Origin of the sequence: Candidatus Methylomicrobium oryzae, from assembly GCF_016745425.1 — a bacterium.
Classification (GTDB): Bacteria; Pseudomonadota; Gammaproteobacteria; order Methylococcales; family Methylomonadaceae; genus Methylomicrobium; species Methylomicrobium oryzae.
Genome location: NZ_JAERVK010000007.1, coordinates 217,113 through 234,531 on the forward strand (window position 1 = coordinate 217,113; position 17,419 = coordinate 234,531).

18 protein-coding genes are annotated in these 17,419 nt (G+C 57.2%); 10 read left to right on the plus strand and 8 right to left on the minus strand.

Going from position 1 to position 17,419, the window contains the following annotated elements; all coding sequences use genetic code 11:
• Positions 1-6: 6 nt before the first annotated feature.
• The 10 genes from ybgC (at position 7) to ocd (ending at position 9,131) form a co-directional block, all read left to right on the plus strand.
• Positions 7-423 carry a tol-pal system-associated acyl-CoA thioesterase gene (gene ybgC / locus JJL52_RS09995; RefSeq protein ID WP_436231519.1) on the plus strand — a complete coding sequence of 139 codons (417 nt, stop codon included), beginning with the start codon at positions 7-9 and terminating at the stop codon, positions 421-423.
• Complete coding sequence (gene tolQ / locus JJL52_RS10000) at positions 420-1,097, plus strand: protein TolQ (RefSeq protein ID WP_202052265.1); 678 nt, start codon at positions 420-422, stop codon at positions 1,095-1,097. Before ybgC ends, tolQ begins: the two co-directional genes overlap by 4 nt.
• Positions 1,094-1,534, plus strand: coding sequence for a protein TolR (gene tolR, locus JJL52_RS10005; protein WP_202052266.1), 441 nt, complete (start codon positions 1,094-1,096; stop codon positions 1,532-1,534). The genes tolQ and tolR overlap by 4 nt, the downstream gene beginning before the upstream one ends.
• Positions 1,535-1,539: 5 nt before the next feature.
• Positions 1,540-3,210 carry a cell envelope integrity protein TolA gene (tolA, locus tag JJL52_RS10010; protein WP_202052267.1) on the plus strand — a complete coding sequence of 557 codons (1,671 nt, stop codon included), beginning with the start codon at positions 1,540-1,542 and terminating at the stop codon, positions 3,208-3,210.
• Positions 3,211-3,477: 267 nt separating this feature from the next.
• On the plus strand, positions 3,478-4,755 hold the full coding sequence (tolB, locus tag JJL52_RS10015) for a Tol-Pal system beta propeller repeat protein TolB (protein WP_202052268.1): 1,278 nt from the start codon (positions 3,478-3,480) through the stop codon (positions 4,753-4,755).
• A 221-nt stretch (positions 4,756-4,976) separates the two neighbouring features.
• Positions 4,977-5,558 carry a peptidoglycan-associated lipoprotein Pal gene (pal, locus tag JJL52_RS10020; RefSeq protein WP_202052269.1) on the plus strand — a complete coding sequence of 194 codons (582 nt, stop codon included), beginning with the start codon at positions 4,977-4,979 and terminating at the stop codon, positions 5,556-5,558.
• Positions 5,559-6,461, plus strand: a complete 903-nt coding sequence (gene ybgF / locus JJL52_RS10025) for a tol-pal system protein YbgF (RefSeq protein WP_202052270.1) — start codon at positions 5,559-5,561, stop codon at positions 6,459-6,461.
• Positions 6,458-7,099 (plus strand): 7-carboxy-7-deazaguanine synthase QueE, encoded by a 642-nt coding sequence (gene queE / locus JJL52_RS10030; RefSeq protein WP_202052271.1) that lies wholly within the window; start codon positions 6,458-6,460, stop codon positions 7,097-7,099. The genes ybgF and queE overlap by 4 nt, the downstream gene beginning before the upstream one ends.
• Before the next feature lie 6 nt (positions 7,100-7,105).
• Complete coding sequence (gene queC, locus JJL52_RS10035) at positions 7,106-7,786, plus strand: 7-cyano-7-deazaguanine synthase QueC (protein ID WP_202052272.1); 681 nt, start codon at positions 7,106-7,108, stop codon at positions 7,784-7,786.
• A 322-nt stretch (positions 7,787-8,108) separates the two neighbouring features.
• On the plus strand, positions 8,109-9,131 hold the full coding sequence (gene ocd / locus JJL52_RS10040) for an ornithine cyclodeaminase (protein WP_202052273.1): 1,023 nt from the start codon (positions 8,109-8,111) through the stop codon (positions 9,129-9,131).
• A 399-nt stretch (positions 9,132-9,530) separates the two neighbouring features.
• Here the strand turns inward: ocd and JJL52_RS10045 are convergent, their stop codons facing one another.
• The 8 genes from JJL52_RS10045 to JJL52_RS10080 all read right to left on the minus strand — a co-directional run bounded on the left by JJL52_RS10045 (position 9,531) and on the right by JJL52_RS10080 (position 17,304).
• On the minus strand, positions 9,531-10,910 hold the full coding sequence (locus JJL52_RS10045; RefSeq protein ID WP_202052274.1) for an L-serine ammonia-lyase: 1,380 nt from the start codon (positions 10,908-10,910) through the stop codon (positions 9,531-9,533).
• A 395-nt stretch (positions 10,911-11,305) separates the two neighbouring features.
• Positions 11,306-12,007, minus strand: a complete 702-nt coding sequence (locus tag JJL52_RS10050) for a DUF2959 domain-containing protein (protein WP_236994165.1) — start codon at positions 12,005-12,007, stop codon at positions 11,306-11,308.
• Positions 12,000-12,551 carry an amino acid kinase family protein gene (locus JJL52_RS10055; protein ID WP_202052275.1) on the minus strand — a complete coding sequence of 184 codons (552 nt, stop codon included), beginning with the start codon at positions 12,549-12,551 and terminating at the stop codon, positions 12,000-12,002. Before JJL52_RS10055 ends, JJL52_RS10050 begins: the two co-directional genes overlap by 8 nt.
• Positions 12,548-13,927 (minus strand): aminodeoxychorismate synthase component I, encoded by a 1,380-nt coding sequence (pabB, locus tag JJL52_RS10060; RefSeq protein WP_202052276.1) that lies wholly within the window; start codon positions 13,925-13,927, stop codon positions 12,548-12,550. The genes JJL52_RS10055 and pabB overlap by 4 nt, the downstream gene beginning before the upstream one ends.
• Before the next feature lie 363 nt (positions 13,928-14,290).
• Positions 14,291-15,700, minus strand: a complete 1,410-nt coding sequence (locus JJL52_RS10065; RefSeq protein ID WP_202052277.1) for a C13 family peptidase — start codon at positions 15,698-15,700, stop codon at positions 14,291-14,293.
• 428 nt (positions 15,701-16,128) lie between these two features.
• Entirely contained in the window at positions 16,129-16,380 is a 252-nt protein-coding gene (locus tag JJL52_RS10070) for a UPF0175 family protein (RefSeq protein WP_202052278.1), read from the minus strand.
• Positions 16,381-16,681: 301 nt separating this feature from the next.
• A complete protein-coding gene (locus JJL52_RS10075; protein WP_336885057.1) occupies positions 16,682-17,014 on the minus strand; it encodes a HepT-like ribonuclease domain-containing protein in 333 nt (110 codons plus the stop codon).
• On the minus strand, positions 17,011-17,304 hold the full coding sequence (locus JJL52_RS10080) for a nucleotidyltransferase family protein (protein WP_202052280.1): 294 nt from the start codon (positions 17,302-17,304) through the stop codon (positions 17,011-17,013). The genes JJL52_RS10075 and JJL52_RS10080 overlap by 4 nt, the downstream gene beginning before the upstream one ends.
• Positions 17,305-17,419 lie beyond the last annotated feature (115 nt).

Consider the following 17,419-nt stretch of genomic DNA (forward strand, 5'->3'; position numbering starts at 1 on the left):
ATCATGATGCAAGGTGATAAACCTATAAAAAAATTTAACTGGCCGATTCGCGTCTATTACGAAGACACCGACGCCGGCGGCGTCGTGTTTCACTCGAATTATCTGAATTTTTTCGAGCGCGCCCGAACCGAAATGCTGCGCGCATTCGGCCATGAGCAGGACGCGCTGAAGGCCGAATACGGCATGGTTTTTGTCGTGCGTTCGTTGCAGGTCGATTATTTGAAGCCGGCCCGCTTCAACGACATGCTGTTCGTCAGCGCCAGCATCACCGAAGCGAAAAAAGCCAGCCTGGTCTTCGAGCAGGAGATCACCCGCGGCAACACTGTTTTATGTCAGGGCATCTTCCGCATCGCCTGCCTCGATGCGAGTGCGATGACCCCAAAAGCGATTCCTCAACATTTGTTTAAAACCATTGAAGAATGAACACTGACTTATCGATCCTCCACCTCATCAAGGAAGCCAGCTTTGTCGTCCAATTCGTAATGGCGCTGCTGGTTTCGGCCTCGCTCGCCTCCTGGACGTTTATCTTTTCCAAACGGAAGGAACTCAAACGCGCGATTACGATCACAGACGAATTCGAGGCCGAATTCTGGTCGGGCGTCGCCCTCGCCGAACTTTACCGCAAACTGACCGCCAAGGGCTTCGAACCGGAAGGGATCGAAAAAATCTTTCTGGCCGGCTACAAGGAATTTTCCCGTATGCGGCAGGCAGGCAACGTCGAACCGATCGTTCAGGTCGAAAGCGCGCAGCGCGCGATGCGCATCGAATTGTCCCGCGAGCTCGACCGTCTCGACGAACATCTGCCTTTTCTGGCCACGGTCGGCTCGACCAGCCCTTATGTCGGCCTGTTCGGTACGGTCTGGGGGATCATGAATTCATTCCGCTCATTGAGCAACGTCAAGCAGGCGACGTTGGCGCAGGTCGCGCCCGGCATCGCCGAAGCGTTGATTGCGACCGCGATCGGCCTGTTCGCGGCGATTCCCGCCGTGATCGCCTATAACCGCTTTTCGACGAATCTGGACCGGCTCATCGGCCGCTACGAATTGTTCGTCGAAGAGTTCGTCGTATTATTGCAAAGACAGGCGCACCAGAAATGAGCAGAAAAAACGGCCGACGCAGAAAACCGATGGGCGAAATCAACGTCGTCCCTTATATCGACGTCACCCTCGTCTTACTGATTATTTTCATGATTACGACGCCGCTGTTGCAGACCGGCGTCAAAGTCGATCTTCCGGAAGCCGAATCGGCGGTGGTCGAACCGAAGAACGATCCTCCCTTAGTGCTGACGATCCATAAAGAACCGGCGGGAGACTACAAGTATTACATTATGTGCTGCGACAAAGAGCAGGAACCTATCGAACGTGAAGAGGTCGACGGCAAAGTATCGGCGATCCTGGCCGAAAAACCCGAAACGCAAGTTTTGATCGAAGCCGACAGAGACGTCGATTACGGCACGGTTGTTACAATGATGGCCGGTCTGAAGAATAGCGGGGTGCCGAATGTCGGCCTGCTGACCCGGCCCGAAGAAAACTGAGCGGGATGAACACGAGAAAATACTCCTGGCCATTCGTACTGGCCCTGGCACTGCATATTTCGATCGTGCTGCTGTTCATCCTCAGTACGCTGTTCAAACTGTCGGATGATGCGGGGCCGCCGCAACCGGAAATCATCCAGGCCACCGTCGTGGAACAACCGCCCGAACCGGCATCTTCCAAAGCGAAGTCCGAACCCGCGCCGGAACCGGTTCCCGAGGTAAATCAGGCGGCCGAAATGCAGAAAAAAGCCGCCGCGATAGCGGAGGCTCAGGCGGCGAAGGCCCGGGAAGCGGCTGAAAAAGCCGCCGAAGAAAGAAAAGCGCAGGAAAAAGCGGCCGCGCTGAAAGCACAGAAACTGGCCGAGGAAAAAGCCAAAGCCGAAGCGGAAGAAGCCGCGCTGAAAGCGAAAAAATTGGCCTCCGAAAAAGCCGAGGCGGAAGCGAAAGCCAAGGCCGAGGCGGAAAAGGCGGCCGAAGCGAAAGCGCAAAAACTTGCAGCCGAAAAAGCGGAAGCCGAGGCCAAAGCGAGAAAACTGGCGGCGGAAAAAGCGGAAGCCGCCGCCAAAGCCCAGGCGGAGGCGGACAAGGCCGCCGCCGAAAAAGCCCAAAAACTGGCGGCCGAAAAGGCCGCCGCTGCGAAGGCCAAAGCGGAAGCCGAAGCGAAAGCCAAAGCGGAAGCCGAAAAACTGGCTGACCTGAAAGCGCAAAGGCTCGCAGCCGAGAAAGCCGAACGGGAACAAGCCGCCAAAGCCAAGGCCGAAGCGGAAAAGACCTCCGCGGAGAAAGCCAAAAAGCTGGCCGCCGAAAAAGCGGCCGAAGAAAAGGCTAAAAAGCTGGCCGCGGAAAAAGCCGCCGAGGAAAAAGCTAAAAAGCTGGCAGCCGAAAAAGCCGCCGAGGAAAAAGCTAAAAAGCTCGCTGCGGAAAAAACCGAGGCGGCGGCGAAAGCCAAGGCCGAAGCGGAAAAAGCCGCCAAAGCGAAAGTCGAGGCCGAAAAAGCAAAAAAACTGGCCGCAGAGAAAGCGGCCAAGGCCAAAGCGGAAGCCGCCGCCAAAGCCCAGGCGGAGGCGGACAAGGCCGCCGCCGAAAAAGCCCAAAAACTGGCGGCCGAAAAGGCCGCCGCTGCGAAGGCCAAAGCGGAAGCTGAAGCCAAAGCCAAGGCGGAAGCCGAGAAAGCGAAAAAATTAGCGGCTGAAAAAGCGGCGGCCGCTGCGAAGGCGGAAGCGGAAAGAGCGGCAGCAGCCAAGGCCAAAGCGGAGGCTGAAGCGAAAGCCAAGGCGGAAGCCGAACGCGCTGCAGCCGAGGCAAAAGCGAAAGCCGAAGCCCAATCCAAGGCCGAAGCGGAAAGAGTCGCCCAGGAAGCGAAAGCCAAAGCCGCCGCAGCACAGGATGCCGTCAAAAAAGCGATCGACGCGATCCGTATGAAGGTCAACCGCAGCTGGATTCGTCCGATGTCGATGAAGCCGGGCTTGAAATGCAAAATCCGAGTCAGACTGATGTCCGACGGCACCGTGATCGAAGCGGAAGTGGTTGCCTCCAGCGGCGACGAAATTTTCGACCGTTCGGCCGAGAATGCGGTCAACAAGGCATCGCCGTTGCCGGTGCCTCAGGATAAGGATGTGTTCGCGAAAAATTTCCGGTCGTTTACGTTCACTTTCGATCCCGACCGGGGGGCTTAATTAATATAAGACTGCTCTGCGTAGGTTGGGTTAGGCGTTAGCCGTAACCCAACGAAATCGAAGACGGCAATGTCGGGTTACGCTATCGCTAACCCAACCTACAAATGCGTCCCCACGCCGGAGCGTGGGAACGATGAGAAGCTCACAGGTAGGGTACGCTGCCCGTACCTTTATTGGAAGCCCGATCGAGTTCGAAAGTCGATACATGGTACGCAGAGCGTACCCTACACATGATAATATTTTGAAAGTGTTTTGAGAGGTCTGCGTGTGAAGAGAATAAAGAAAATCGTCATCATCGGCTTGTTAGGTCTATTCGCGCCGCTGCTGCGCGCGGAAATGGACATCGAAATCACCGAAGGCATCGAAAGCGCGCTGCCGATCGCCGTCGTACCGTTTGCGCAGCAAGGCCCCGCGCCGGTCAGCATCAGCAGCGTGGTCAGCAACGACCTGGGGCACAGCGGCTATTTCAAGCCGATGAGCGAACAATACATGCCGGGGCGCCCGACGACGCCCGAAGCGATCCAGTTCGAGCAATGGAAATCGGTCGGCCAGAATTACATCGTAATCGGCCAGGCGATCCCGGCCGGAAACCAATACAATGTGCAGTTCCAGTTGTTCGACGTAAATAACGGCAGCCAGCTGCTCGGCTACCGGATGACTTCTTCCGCCCAGGATTTGCGCCGGACCGCGCATCACATCAGCGACCTGATCTTCGAGAAACTGATCGGCAAAAAAGGCGTGTTCAGCGGCCGTATCGCCTACATCACCAGCAGCGGCCAGGGCGCATCCGCGACGCACCGGCTGCAGGTCGCCGACGCGGACGGCTTCAATCCGCAAACGATCGCGACTTCATCCGAACCCTTGATGTCGCCGTCCTGGTCGCCGGACGGACGTAAAATGGCTTACGTCTCGTTCGAAAGAAAAACCGCGGCAATTTATGTCCAAACGCTCGCGACCGGGCAGCGGGTGAAAGTCGCCGAATTCCCAGGCATCAACGGCGCGCCGTCCTGGTCGCCGGACGGCAGCAAGCTCGCGCTGACCCTGTCGAAGGACGGCAGCCCCGATATTTACGTGCTGAATCTGATCAACAATTCGTTGACCAAAATCACCAACAGCACCGCAATCGATACCGAGCCGACCTGGTCGCCCGACGGCAGCACGATCGTCTTCACTTCGGACCGCGGCGGCAAACCGCAGCTTTACCGGGTTTCGAGCCAAGGCGGTTCCGAAAAACGGATCACCTTCTCCGGCAGTTACAATGCGCGCGCCAGTTTCTCGCCGGACGGCAAAAACATCGCGATGGTACACGGCAACGGCAATGACTACCGGATCGCAGTGTTGGATGTCGCGAGCGGCACGATCAACGTGCTGACCAGCGGCCCGACCGATGAATCGCCCAGCTTCGCGCCGAACGGAGACTTGATTTTATACGCTTCGCAGCGCGGCAGCGGCGGCTATCTGGCAGCCGTTTCGCTCGACGGCAAGATGCAGCAAAAACTCGTCTTCGACAGCAATGCGGTCAGAGAGCCCGCCTGGTCCCCGTAGATTTTACCGTCGTTCCCACGCTCCGGCGTGGGAACTTAGCCTGTCTTGAAGGGTATAAATGTCATTTCATTGCGATCCGGAAGAATGCCCGGACGCAGTGATTTTTTTGCTGATAAATAAGAGACCCTCCATCCGCCCGGTACAGATCCGGCCGAATTGACCAATTGGCGCCCCCCCTTTTTTCTTGTACAATTATTGCCTTATTTTTCGGGATCTTAACGATGAAATTAAATAAAACACTCTTAGCTTTAGCAATAAGCGTCCTATTTTTGACCGCGTGCAGCGATGACGAAGCCGATCAAGCCCTGACCGACGGTTCGCAAATGGGTGCAAGCGGCATTAACGATGCCTCGACCGGCGGCCTTAACAACGGAGCCGGCCTTGGCGGCTCGCAATTCGGTTCGGGAGCGGGAGGTGCCGGAGGTTACGGAAATAGCCGCTTGGGCCCCGAATTTTCCGACCCGAACAATCCGCTGTCCAAATCGACGATTTATTTCATGCTGGACAGCAGCCAGATCCAGCCGGATTTCGAGCCGGTCATCGCGGCGCACGCCCGCTACCTGGCCAACCATCCGAACCAGCGGCTGGCTCTGGAAGGCCATGCCGATGAACGCGGATCGCGCGAATATAATATTGCTTTGGGCGAAAACCGCTCCAAATCGGTCGCAAACCTGATGCGGGCGCAAGGCGTCTCCGACGGTCAGCTTGATCTGGTCAGCTATGGCGAAGAAAAACCGGCCGCGTTCGGCAGCGACGAATCCGCCTGGGAACTCAACCGCCGTGTCGAATTGGTTTATAAGTAAATGAAAATGCGTCCCTTGCTGATGTCGGTCTTGGCCGGCAGCCTCTCCGTCAATGCTTGCGCCTGGGCGCTGGCTCCCGTAGTCAATGACCCGAACGTTCCGGCAGGGATGATGCCGAATCCGAACGTGCAGGCCGCTGCGTCGAGCAAGACTCTGTACGAGTTAATGAACCGCATCGATCAGCTGCAGAACGAAGTGCGCGAACTGACCGGCAAGGTCGAGGAGCAGTCTTATCAGAACTCCGAGCTGAAAAAACGGCTAAGTACGATGTATTCGGATTTTGACGAAAGAATGCAAAATCTCGAAAGTAAGGTGTCGGGCGGCGCGCCGGCTACGGGCACCCCTCCGGCCGGCGAAAACGCCGGCGATGCCGAACAGCCTGCCGACCTGGACGCCATGCAGCCTTCCGGCGAAGCGCAGCCGGCAGAAACCGGCCAAGCGCCTGCCGAGGCAGCGCAGGCTCCGGCGAATGCCGAGGCCCCACCGGCCGTTCCGCCTGCCCCAAGCGAACCCGCTGCCGCAGTATCGGGAGACCAGGAATACAAACAGGCCTACGACGACCTCAGAAACGGCCGTACCGCGCAATCGATCGAGGAATTCAAGGCCTACCTGGGCAAAAACCCTGCAGGCCCGTTGTCCGGCAACGCGCAGTACTGGCTCGGCGAAGCCTACCGGGTCAATCAGGATTTCAGTTCGTCCCGCGCCGCCTTGCTGAAGGTATTGGAAAGCTATCCCGACAGTCCGAAGGTGCCTGACGCGCTGTTGAAGCTCGGCTACATCGAAATCGACCTGAACAACAAGCCGAAAGCCGGCGAATATCTGAACCGGGTCGTAAACGAGTTCCCGAACACGAACGCGGCACGTCTGGCGGCCAAAAAACTGCAATCAATCTCCGGCCAGTGAGTTCTCTCCGTATTACCGAAATCTTTTATTCGCTGCAAGGTGAGTCGAATACGGTCGGGCTGCCGACCGTATTCATCCGGCTGACCGGCTGTCCGCTCCGTTGCGTTTATTGCGATACCGAATACGCCTTCAGCGGCGGCAAGAAGATCCCGATCGACGACATCCTCGCTCAAGTCGATGCTTACGGCACGCCGTATGTCACCGTCACCGGCGGCGAGCCGTTGGCGCAGCCCGGCTGCCTCGACCTGATGACGCGTCTGCTCGACAAAGGCTACACCGTCTCGCTCGAAACCAGCGGCGCACTCGATATTTCGAAGGTCGACCCGCGGGTGATCAAGGTGATGGACTTGAAAACGCCCAGCTCGGGCGAACTGGGCCGAAATCTTTACCAAAATCTCGATTTTTTGGACCGCAAGGACCAGATCAAATTCGTAATCGGCAATGAAGAAGATTACGCCTGGTCGAAGGCCGCCCTGAACGATTACAATTTACCGGAACGTTGCCAGATTCTGTTTTCGCCGGTAATGGGCAGGCAAGACCCGACCGATCTGGCCGAAAAAATCCTTGCCGACCGGCTGCCGGTCCGCTTCCAGATTCAACTGCACAAACTGCTGTGGGCCGATGCCCGCGGCAAGTAATTCTGTATGCAAAAAAAAGCGATTATCCTGCTCTCGGGCGGGCTCGATTCGATTACCGTTCTGGCGCTGGCCCAAAGCCAGGGCTACCTTTGCCACGCGCTCAGCTTCGACTACGGACAGCGGCATAATGCGGAACTGGAGGCCGCCAAACGCATCGCCGAGCACTACCGGGTCGCCGAACATAAAATCATTCCGCTGGGGCTCGGCGCGATCGGCGGTTCGGCGTTGACCGACGACCACATCCCGGTGCCGACCACGCCGCAAGCCGGCATTCCGGCCACCTATGTGCCGGCCCGCAACACGATCTTTCTGGCGTTCGCGCTGGGTTGGGCGGAAGTACTCAACGCCCGCGACATTTTCATCGGCGTGAATGCGGTCGATTATTCCGGCTACCCGGATTGCCGGCCCGAATTCATTGCGGCGTTCCAGAAACTGGCCGATCTGGCGACCAAGGCGGGCGTCGAAGGCGATCATTTTACGATCCACACGCCGCTGATTTCATTGAGCAAGGCCGACATCATCAAAACCGGCCTGGCTTTGGGCGTCGACTACAGCCGAACGGTATCCTGTTATGCGGCCGATCCGGACGGCCGCGCCTGCGGCCTGTGCGATGCCTGCCGTCTGCGTAAAAACGGCTTCGCCGCTGCAGGCATCGAAGATCCTACCCGTTACCGGCCGACCCTTTAGCCCAACCGTTGAGGCAGTTCGCTCCGGCTTTCAGTGCAGGAAACGGCCGCGTAGGTTGGGCTGACGCCAGGAAGCCCAACAGATCGGGGTTTACAATACCAATCCTTATGCATCTCTCTTCTCGAGCCAATGCAAATCGGCTATCCTGGCAATGGCCCCGGCGAGTCCTTTCCAAATGCCGAACGCCTTCGCTCAAGACTCCACGAGGGCTACCCCGAACCAGTCCGATTTGAACCCGCTCGCACGGCGTTTGTCATAAAATTTCCGCATATAAGCTTCTCCGATTCCAACCCGAACGGAGCGTGCGCTCAAAATACTCCACATGAAAGTCATCACCGCCCGAAACATACAAAAGCTGATCGCTACAACCGGGATCGAAAGCTTTTTCGACCGCCTGATCGCCGCACTCGAACAGGACTTTCGGCACTGGCATGACTTTCGAAAATCGTCCCGCCACGCCACCCACTATGCCCAGGGCGTGATCGAACTGATGCCCTGCGCGAGCGGCCGTTACTATGCGTTCAAATACGTGAACGGCCATCCCGGCAATACCCCCTTGGGCAAACTCAGCGTGATCGCCATCGGGCAGCTCAGCGACGCTCTCACCGGCTATCCCCTGCTGCTTGCCGACATGACGCTGCTGACCGCATTCAGGACCGCCGCCACCAGCGCGTTAGCGGCGAAGTACCTGGCCCGCCCCGATGCCGAAACGCTTGCAATCATCGGCACCGGGGCGCAGGCCGAATTTCAGGTTCTGGGCTTCAAACGGCTTTTCCCGCTTAAGGAAATCCGGTATTACGACAAAGCCCCCCAGGCGATGGCCAAATTCGCGCACAATCTTGAAAACTCGGGTTTCCTCCTGACTCCTGCAGACTCGGTCCGGGCAGCGATCCGGCAGGCTGATATTGTAATCACCGCCACCGCCGCGCACGGCCGGCAGCGGTTATTCGGCTTGCAGGACCTCGCGCCGGGTACCCATCTGAACGCAATCGGCGGCGATCGCCCCGGTAAGACCGAACTGCCTGCGGAACTGCTCGAAGCCGTGAAGATCGCGGTCGAATATCTGCCTCAATCGCTCGCCGAAGGCGAAGTGCAGCAATGCGCGGCGGATCGCGTCCATGCCGAATTGTGGGAACTTACGGCCGGCATCAAGCCGGGCCGTGAGTCCCGCGAAGAGATAACCCTTTTCGATTCGGTCGGTTTCGCGCTGGAAGATTATTCGGCCCTGCGTCTGCTTTACGAACTGGCTTCCGAGCATTCGCTAGGCGAGGAGCTGGAAATACTGCCGGAACCTGCTGATCCGAAAGACTTGTTCGGGCTGTTCAATCCCAACCGCGCCGGCTAAAGGCGCCATTGCAAGAACAGCAGGCAACCTCCGCAGGTTAGCGCGCATCGTCCAGGCTATCGACCGCAAGCAATTCCTTCCCTTTAGGAAGCCCTGAATAAACCGAAGAATCTCTTCCTCCCGGAGAAGGGCAACGCCAAGTTACCGGGCTGTAGGCCGGATAAGCGAAGCGCATCCACCCTATGATCGCCGGATGCGCTTCGCTTATCCGGCCTACGCAATATCTTGACTTAACAGACATGAAGCCGCTTTCATCGCCCCGAAAAATGAAAATACCCAAGGGCACTCGATGCGCTTCACGTTGTTCAGCACATCCTACTGGGTATTTTCACGGTAACGGCATTGCACAAAGGGAGAAGCGGCTTATTCGAAGCTTCCTTAAGACACGAGAACGACTTGTCAACATTCGATCAGATTCACCGCCAGCCCGCCGCGTGAAGTTTCCTTGTATTTGGTCTTCATGTCGGCGCCGGTTTCGCGCATCGTCTTGATCACCTTGTCCAGCGAAACGAAATGGCTGCCGTCGCCGCGCAAAGCGATCCGCGCCGCATTGATGGCCTTGACCGCGCCCATCGCATTACGCTCGATGCAGGGCACCTGCACCAGCCCGCCGACCGGATCGCAGGTCAGGCCGAGATTATGCTCCATCCCGATTTCGGCCGCGTTCTCGACCTGCTCCGGCGTGCCGCCCAAAACCTCCGCCAAAGCGCCGGCCGCCATCGAACAAGCCACACCGACTTCGCCCTGGCAGCCGACTTCGGCCCCGGACAGCGAGGCATTTTCCTTGTACAGAATCGCGATCGCGGCTGCGGTCAGGAGGAAGCGGATCACGCCCTCCTCGCTGGCGCCCTCGCAAAACCGCCAGTAATAATGCAGAACGGCCGGAATGATCCCGGCGGCGCCGTTGGTCGGCGCGGTCACTACCCTGCCCCCGGCGGCGTTTTCCTCGCTGACCGCGAGCGCGAACAGGTTCACCCACTCCAGCGTTCCGACCGGCAGGCCGGGCGTCTGCCTCGGAATCTCGCCGATCAGCTGCTTGTAAAGATTCGCCGCGCGTCGCTTTACTTTCATCCCGCCCGGCAGGATGCCTTCTTCGCGTATGCCCCGTTCGACACAAGCCTGCATCACCCGCCAGATGTTCAGCAACTGTTGCCGGACCTGATTTTCGCCCTGCCAGGCTTGTTCGTTATGCATCATCAATGCGCTGATCGGCTTGTGGTTCGCCGCGCACAGCTTCAGCAAGTCGGCACCGGTTTTAAACGGATACGGCAGACGCTCATCGTGATGGGTCAACTTGTCGGCCGCCGCTTCCCTGCCGGTCACCACGAAACCGCCGCCGACCGAGTAATAATCGGCCAGCAAAAGCTCTGTGCCCTTGTCGTCGAAAACGGAAAACCGCATCCCGTTCGAATGATAGGGCAGCACTTTCCGGTGAAACCGCAAATCGGCCTGCTGATCGAAACGGACCGGATAGCGTTTTAACAAGCGGATCGTGCCGGCTTCGCGAATCGCGGCCAGGCGTTCGGGAATCATCGCCGGATCGATCAAGTCCGGCGCCTCGCCTTCCAGGCCGAGCAGCACCGCTTTGTCGGTACCGTGCCCCTTGCCCGTCGCGCCCAGCGAACCGAACAGTTCGATCTGCAGCCGGTCGATCCTGTCCGCGACACCCTGCTGCTCCAGCTTGTTCGCAAACGCCATCGCCGCCCGCATCGGTCCGACCGTATGCGAACTGGAGGGGCCGATGCCGATCTTGAAAATGTCGAAAACGCTGATTGCCATGGTTGCCTGCGAAAAATGCCGAAGAAAAGATTCAGTAAAGGGAAGTTATGCCTTTACGAAGACAGAAAGCAATGACTATGCCAATAGAAGGGATATTTAACATATTAGACCGGGCTGCGTCCGCTCCCGTTCTCGGCTCGAAAGCCTCCTGATCAAAGTGTCGAGGCATTACCGTCCAAAGAATGACGTTTGAAGATATGCACCGGCCTGCAAAACACCAGCCTCGGAGTTCAAAGCTGGCTTTGAAGAGTTTGCTTTGAACATATATTCAGGAACGGTCCAAAGCGGATTTGGATCCTACCGGCCCGTTTACCGGTTCGGGCTATCCGAAGGGCATAACGACGAGCGCGGGAGCGTGGGAACGATGTCACCGAAAAATGATATCGTCCCGATCCTTAACGCGGCGGACCCGGCAGCGCCTTCCGGTCGGACAGCATCGCCACGAAACTGCTGGCCTCGGCGATCGTCTGCTCCATCGCCTGGATCAACTGGGCGATATCGATCCCGATCACGACGAATTCGTTTTGCAGCGCGGCGATCGCCTGCGCGTTCAGATTATGCTTCAGGTACAGGACCTGATCCTTGAACGCGGACAAGACCGGATGGATTTTCGCTTCGGCCGTGCGCAGAGATTTGATCAAGCGTGCGTAATTCTGCCGGGCCAGCCTGAGCTGTTGCTTGCTGTGGTTCTTGAGCGTGCGGCTATTGTATTCGTTGAGTTCCTTTTCCCACTCGGCGAACAGCGCCTCGCTGACTTCTTCGATCGCCCGGATACGCGCGCTGACCGCCTCGGATTTCGTGCGGCAGAACTGGTATTTCCGGTTCAACTGATGATAACGGTGTTCGAGCAGCGCATCGTTCACGTTCACCAGCATCTTGAAGCGCTGCAGCGCGTCCTCGAATTCGTTGCGGGTTTCCCTGAGGCTTACACAAGCCTGCTCGACCTGATGCACCACAATCGCGCGCTTATGGTCGCCGCCGATCGTTTCCCGGGCGTTGTAATAGACCGATTTGATTTGTTTCAGGAATAAGCGCCGGATAAACGAGACGGCATAAGCCATTAAGTCGCCGTCCGCCGGTTTATTGGATTCAGCCATTCAATGTACTTTGATTGATGAGTGTTATTTTAAAACGCGCGTCTGCCAGATACGCGCAAAACGCCTTATCGACAACCTGACGCTCGGCCAGTTCCGCAAGGCTTGTGCCGGCGTCGATTGCGGCGGATTTTACCAGGATCAACTCCTCGGCCGAAAGCCGTCCCGCCAGCCAGGCCGCGAGGCTGTCGGAGGTGATGTCCCAAGTGGCGGGAACGCCCGCCTTGTCGAGCTCGTCCGGGTCGGGGGACCAAATCGATATGCCCGTGAAGCGGCCAAAATCGGCGACCCGCGAAATGATCCGCCAATCCGGCTTCAAGCCGTTGCACAGCAGCGCCATCTGCTGCATCGCCACAATCGCCATCCGGTGCGCGGTGGAATCGCTAAATCGCCAACGCTGCTGCGCGGCCCGGACCCGGTCCGCGAACAGGCCGCCGCCCGGCACCACCGCCACCGCCCTGCCCGCGAATTTTCGTTCGATAGCCGCGAGGCAATCGGCCAGCGTACCGGCCGCTTCGAGGCTGCCGCCGAGCTTGACCACGATCATCGCTTATCCGAAAACTGCCTGAGCAGATCGAGCAAGGCCGCCGCCTTATCGAAACATTCCTGGTATTCCTCTTCGGCGACCGAATCGTTGACGATCCCGCCGCCGGCCCAAAAGCGGATCTCACCGTGCGAATGCACCAGCGTGCGGATCGCGATATTGCTGTCCATATTGCCGTCGAAGCCGATGTAGCCGATCGAGCCGCAATAGACGCCGCGCCGGTTGGGTTCGAGCTCTTCGATGATTTCCATCGCGCGGATTTTCGGCGCGCCGGTGATCGATCCGCCCGGAAAACAATGTTTCAACAAATCGAGCGCGTGCTTGCCGTCGGCCAGCACGCCGGTGACCGTGCTGACCAGATGGTGCACGGTCGCATAAGTTTCGATCGCGAAGATCTTCGGCACCCTGACCGTGCCCGGCTTGCAGGTCTTGCCGATATCGTTGCGGAGCAGATCGACGATCATCAGATTCTCGGCGCGGTCTTTCGGGCTGTGCCGCAGAATCCGCATCTGCCGGCGGTCCTGGCGCGCGTCCGCTTTACGGGGTCGCGTGCCCTTGATCGGCTTGGTTTCGACCACGCCGTCGGTCAGTTTAAGAAAACACTCGGGCGAGGAGCTCAGGATCTGCACTTCGGGAAAATTCAGGTAAGCGCTGAACGGCGCCGCATTCAACTCGCGCAGTTTCCGGTAGGCGGTCCACGGATCGCCCTCGCAATCGGCCGAAAAACGCTGCGATAGATTGACCTGGTAACAGTCGCCTTCGGTCAGATAATGCTTGATCCGGTCGAAGGCCCGAAAATAGCCGGCCTTGTCCATGTTGATCCTGATCTCGCCGCGCACCCGAAACGGCGCGGCCTGATGTGCCTCAGGCAGGCGGCTGAAGCGTTCAATCAGGCGCTGCCAGCGGGCCGGATCGCGCTCGATGCCGGCCAGATAGCTTTTCTTCTCGTGGTGGTCGACCACGACCGCCCATTCGTAAATCCCGACCGCCATTTCCGGAATATGCTCCCGATCGGCCGCGAGCGCCTGCAGATGCTCCACCCGCCGGGCCAGATCGTAGGCGAAATAACCGATTGCGCCGCCCTTGAAGGGCAAGTCGCCATCCTGCTGCACGACGCGGCCGAGCTCTCGTTTGACCAGATCGAACGGATCGTCGCCCGATTCCTCGCAGCGCCCGTCCCGCTCGACCCGGGTGCTCTCACCGTGCGTAACCAGGGTGCAGACCGGCGCGGCGGCGATGATGTCATAGCGTCCGCGCGTATTGCCGGGATAGCCGCTGTCCAAAAAGACCGCCCAAGGCTCGCCCGCGATCGATGAAAACAACGCGGCGGTATTTTCAAAATAAGGCAGCGAATCCTTACGCAAATTAGAGGAAAGCATCAAGGCGGCGGACGCGGTTGGGGCTAAGGCGGAAGGCAACCGGTAGCGGGCGCATGATGCGGCATAACGCTCGGCCTGAAAATAATGAGGTCTGATTTGAAGTCATCGATAGTTCAGCGCTTCCTGCAACGCTACCGCAAGTCGTGAAACGGAAAATCGGCGGCAATGAGGCTTGAATGACGGAAAAGTGCAACCGTTACGGATGAATACGGACGATGGCGTATTGAGAAGATGGCTATTGTAACATTGTTTGCCTTCTTAATGCTCGACGGCCGCTCCCACATTTCATCAATCCCGGCGCTCTGCTTTCGGAACGTTCAGCGAGCCGTACGCCGAATCTTGCCGAAACCGCCATCCCGGCTCTCATTCGGCGCATTGTGCACGCCTTCGTCCAGCTTCGCATTGAAAACGGGTCAGTGATTTTTCCAGGTCGGCAAGATGGGCTTCCATCGGTTTACCGACCCACAATTGCGGCCGGGAAGCTTCCAGTTTTTCCCGCCGCTCGCGTTCTGCGATCGATGCTGCGGCCGCCTTGAATGCCGGGATCAACGAAAACCGGCTTTGCAATTGTTCCTTGAACACCGCCTCGCCGAAATAGGTGAAATCCGATTCGGCGCCGCAACCGAAAGAGGTCCGGTCGGCGGCCGCGGCGGTCGCGACCAAGGTATTCGGCCCTTGCAACGCTTCCACGAAGCCGCCGGAATAACAGGCCGACACCACGATCACCCGCCACTTGATGCCCGCCTCGTCGAGCATCGCTTTCAGCCCGCCGGGCGTAATGTCGTTCAGCGGCAGCGGCCAAAACTCGACCGCCAGACGGTGGTCTTTGTCGCCGTGGCTGGTCAGGTACAAAAACAGCACGTCCTCGTCGGGGTCCATGATCTTGCCGACGCGCTTCAAAACCGCGGCAAGGTTGGTCGCGGTCGCGAGCGGCGTCTCGGCGATCGTATTGAGATGATTCACCAGGTTCAGCGAATGCCCCGCGGTGCCGAAACGTTCGTCGAACAAACGTTTGATATAGTCCGTCTCGATCGAAAACACGTCTTCGGTCGCAAACCCGGCGAAGCCCACATAAAACAGATCGACATGCCGCTTGCGCTGCGGCCGCAGTTTGCTCAACGCGCCGCTCAGCAAAGCCGGCTGCCGGTACAGCAGCGCTTCGGCATCCAGCTCTTTATAGCGGGCATAAGGATCGCCGCCTTGCTCCTCCTGTTCTTCGGGCGGATACCAAAAATCGCGGTAATCCGCGAACCACTCGCCGGCAGGACCGGCCGACAGCAACACCAGCGCCACGCCGGCGGCTGTAGAGCGCCAGCGTCCGCACACCAGCAACAGGGCGCGCCCGAGCAGAACCAAGAAATAAGCCGCAGCCAGCCGCCCGAACCACAGACCGAAGTCGGGCCAGGTTTCGAATTCGCGTTCGTCCAGATAACGCGATGCCGTCTGCAGCAAAATCAACACGGGCGACAAGCTGTAAAGCACAACCCCGATCTGCAGCACCGCGTTTTCGCGCCGGACGAGCTTCGAAGTCAGCCAGGTCGCCATCAAGAAACAGGCCAGCTCGAACGTATAAACCGGCAGCGCGTAAATCTGGAACTCCGGTTCCGGCCAGTACAATAAATAGTCCGAGCCAATCTCCAGCAGCAGATCGGCAATGAGAAGCAAAAAAAACTGGTCGAAACCGACGATGAAGCGTTCCGGACTGCACTGGCGGAAAAACACCAGGCGCAAACCGTTCTGCAGATTGATCGATAAATTGAACAATGGATTCATTCGGAAAGGAAGCGGAACAGGCCCTGAAGAAGTAGAGTACGCCGGATATTTTACCCGTTAGCGCCTTTGCCGACCGCATTTCGATCGTCATAAAAATCGGACAGCGGGATATCGGATTTTGCGGGCGGGGTATGTATCCGATCCACAACTTTTGCGTTGCCGAATAACAATCGAACTTGAAGAAAACGTAACAGCGGGGGTGATACTTCCGTCGCGCTTAGGGATATTTAAGCCTATTCCGTAAACCGTGAGCGAATATCATTCATGCTCCCCTCTTTGAAAAAGAGGGGTTGGGGGAGATTTATCAGACAAATCCCCTTTAATCCCTCTTTATTCAAATGGGAATGTGGCTCTTGGTTTTCACCTGCCAACACCAAAACCATCGTAGACCGCCAGCGCGATCAGCGCGGAACACTCCACCACCGGAATCATAACGATCTCATATCGGCCAGCTCTTCCAGCAGTTCCTCCTTGCTGATATCGATCACAGCTACCTCGTTCTGCTTCCAGGCAGTCATGAAATGGTAAATATCCAATCCCGCCAACTCGGCCGCTTTCGCCAGCATCACCCGGCTGTTTTTGAATAACCACAGGGAATAACTCAAGCGCATGTCTTTTTCGATGTCGGCAATGGATTGGAATGCGACAAAATCATTCGGCAGCTTGATGGTGATTTGCATGAGTGTTTTTTAAAGATTATTTTCAGGCTGTCATAAGCATTTGATTTTTTATAGGAAAAACCTATTTGGTTTCTTAACCGCCAAACCAAGAGTAAATTCTGAAAAAGCCAACTGATGATATTTGTCGTTCGGATTGACCAACACCTCCCAGAATCCGCTGTCGGTCATAATCCTGTTTTATGACTCCAATCCATATAATCTTTAAATTTTCCGACAAGTCTTCAACATCGGGCAGACTGCCGATAAAGCCGGATCTTGTCGTCTGCCCCCGCAAAACAAGCTTTGCACTTTATGAATTTTGTCAACGCAGGATTTCTTCAAGAGCTTGCCGAAGTGCTTCCAAATGCGTTTTTACCGTGTCCCAGACCATCACCGGATCCACGCCCAAATATTCATGCGCCAGAATATTGCGCATACCGGCAATTTCCCGCCAAGGCATGTCGGGATGCTTTGCTAGCAAAGGCTCAACGCCAAAATCCTTCAATGCCTGACCGATGATTTCCAGATTGCGAACCACGGCATCTTGGGTTTTCCTATCGTTTAAAAAACCCGGCAAATCGTAACCTTCCGTATAGGTTTGGATCAATTCGATGCTTTCCAGTGCCGCGGCAATAAAAACCGAACGATCCTTCACAATGGCCTCGCTTCCTGCAGCACACTTTGTCGCAAATAGCGATTGAGCGCCCGCTCGCTGACCACGTCGACCTTGCGGCCAAGCTCATCTGAAAGCGCCTCCATTAGCCCCACTTGATCCAGCAATGTAGCGCCGGGCGAAAATTCGACCAGCAAATCGATATCGCTGTCCTCGCGTTCCTCACCGCGCACCACCGAACCGAACACGCGCAGGTTATGGGCATGGTAGCGTTCGGCGATCGCTAAAATTCGCTGTTTTTCTTGCTGTAAGGTTATATAAAGTTTGGTCATTTAGTTACCCTTGGCAAAGGGAGCCATAAAATCACACCTGACAGTTGTACTGTCGCCAATGAGGGTGTCCTGAATTTTGTGTAAACGGAGTTTTTAACGGTTTGGCATCCGGTCG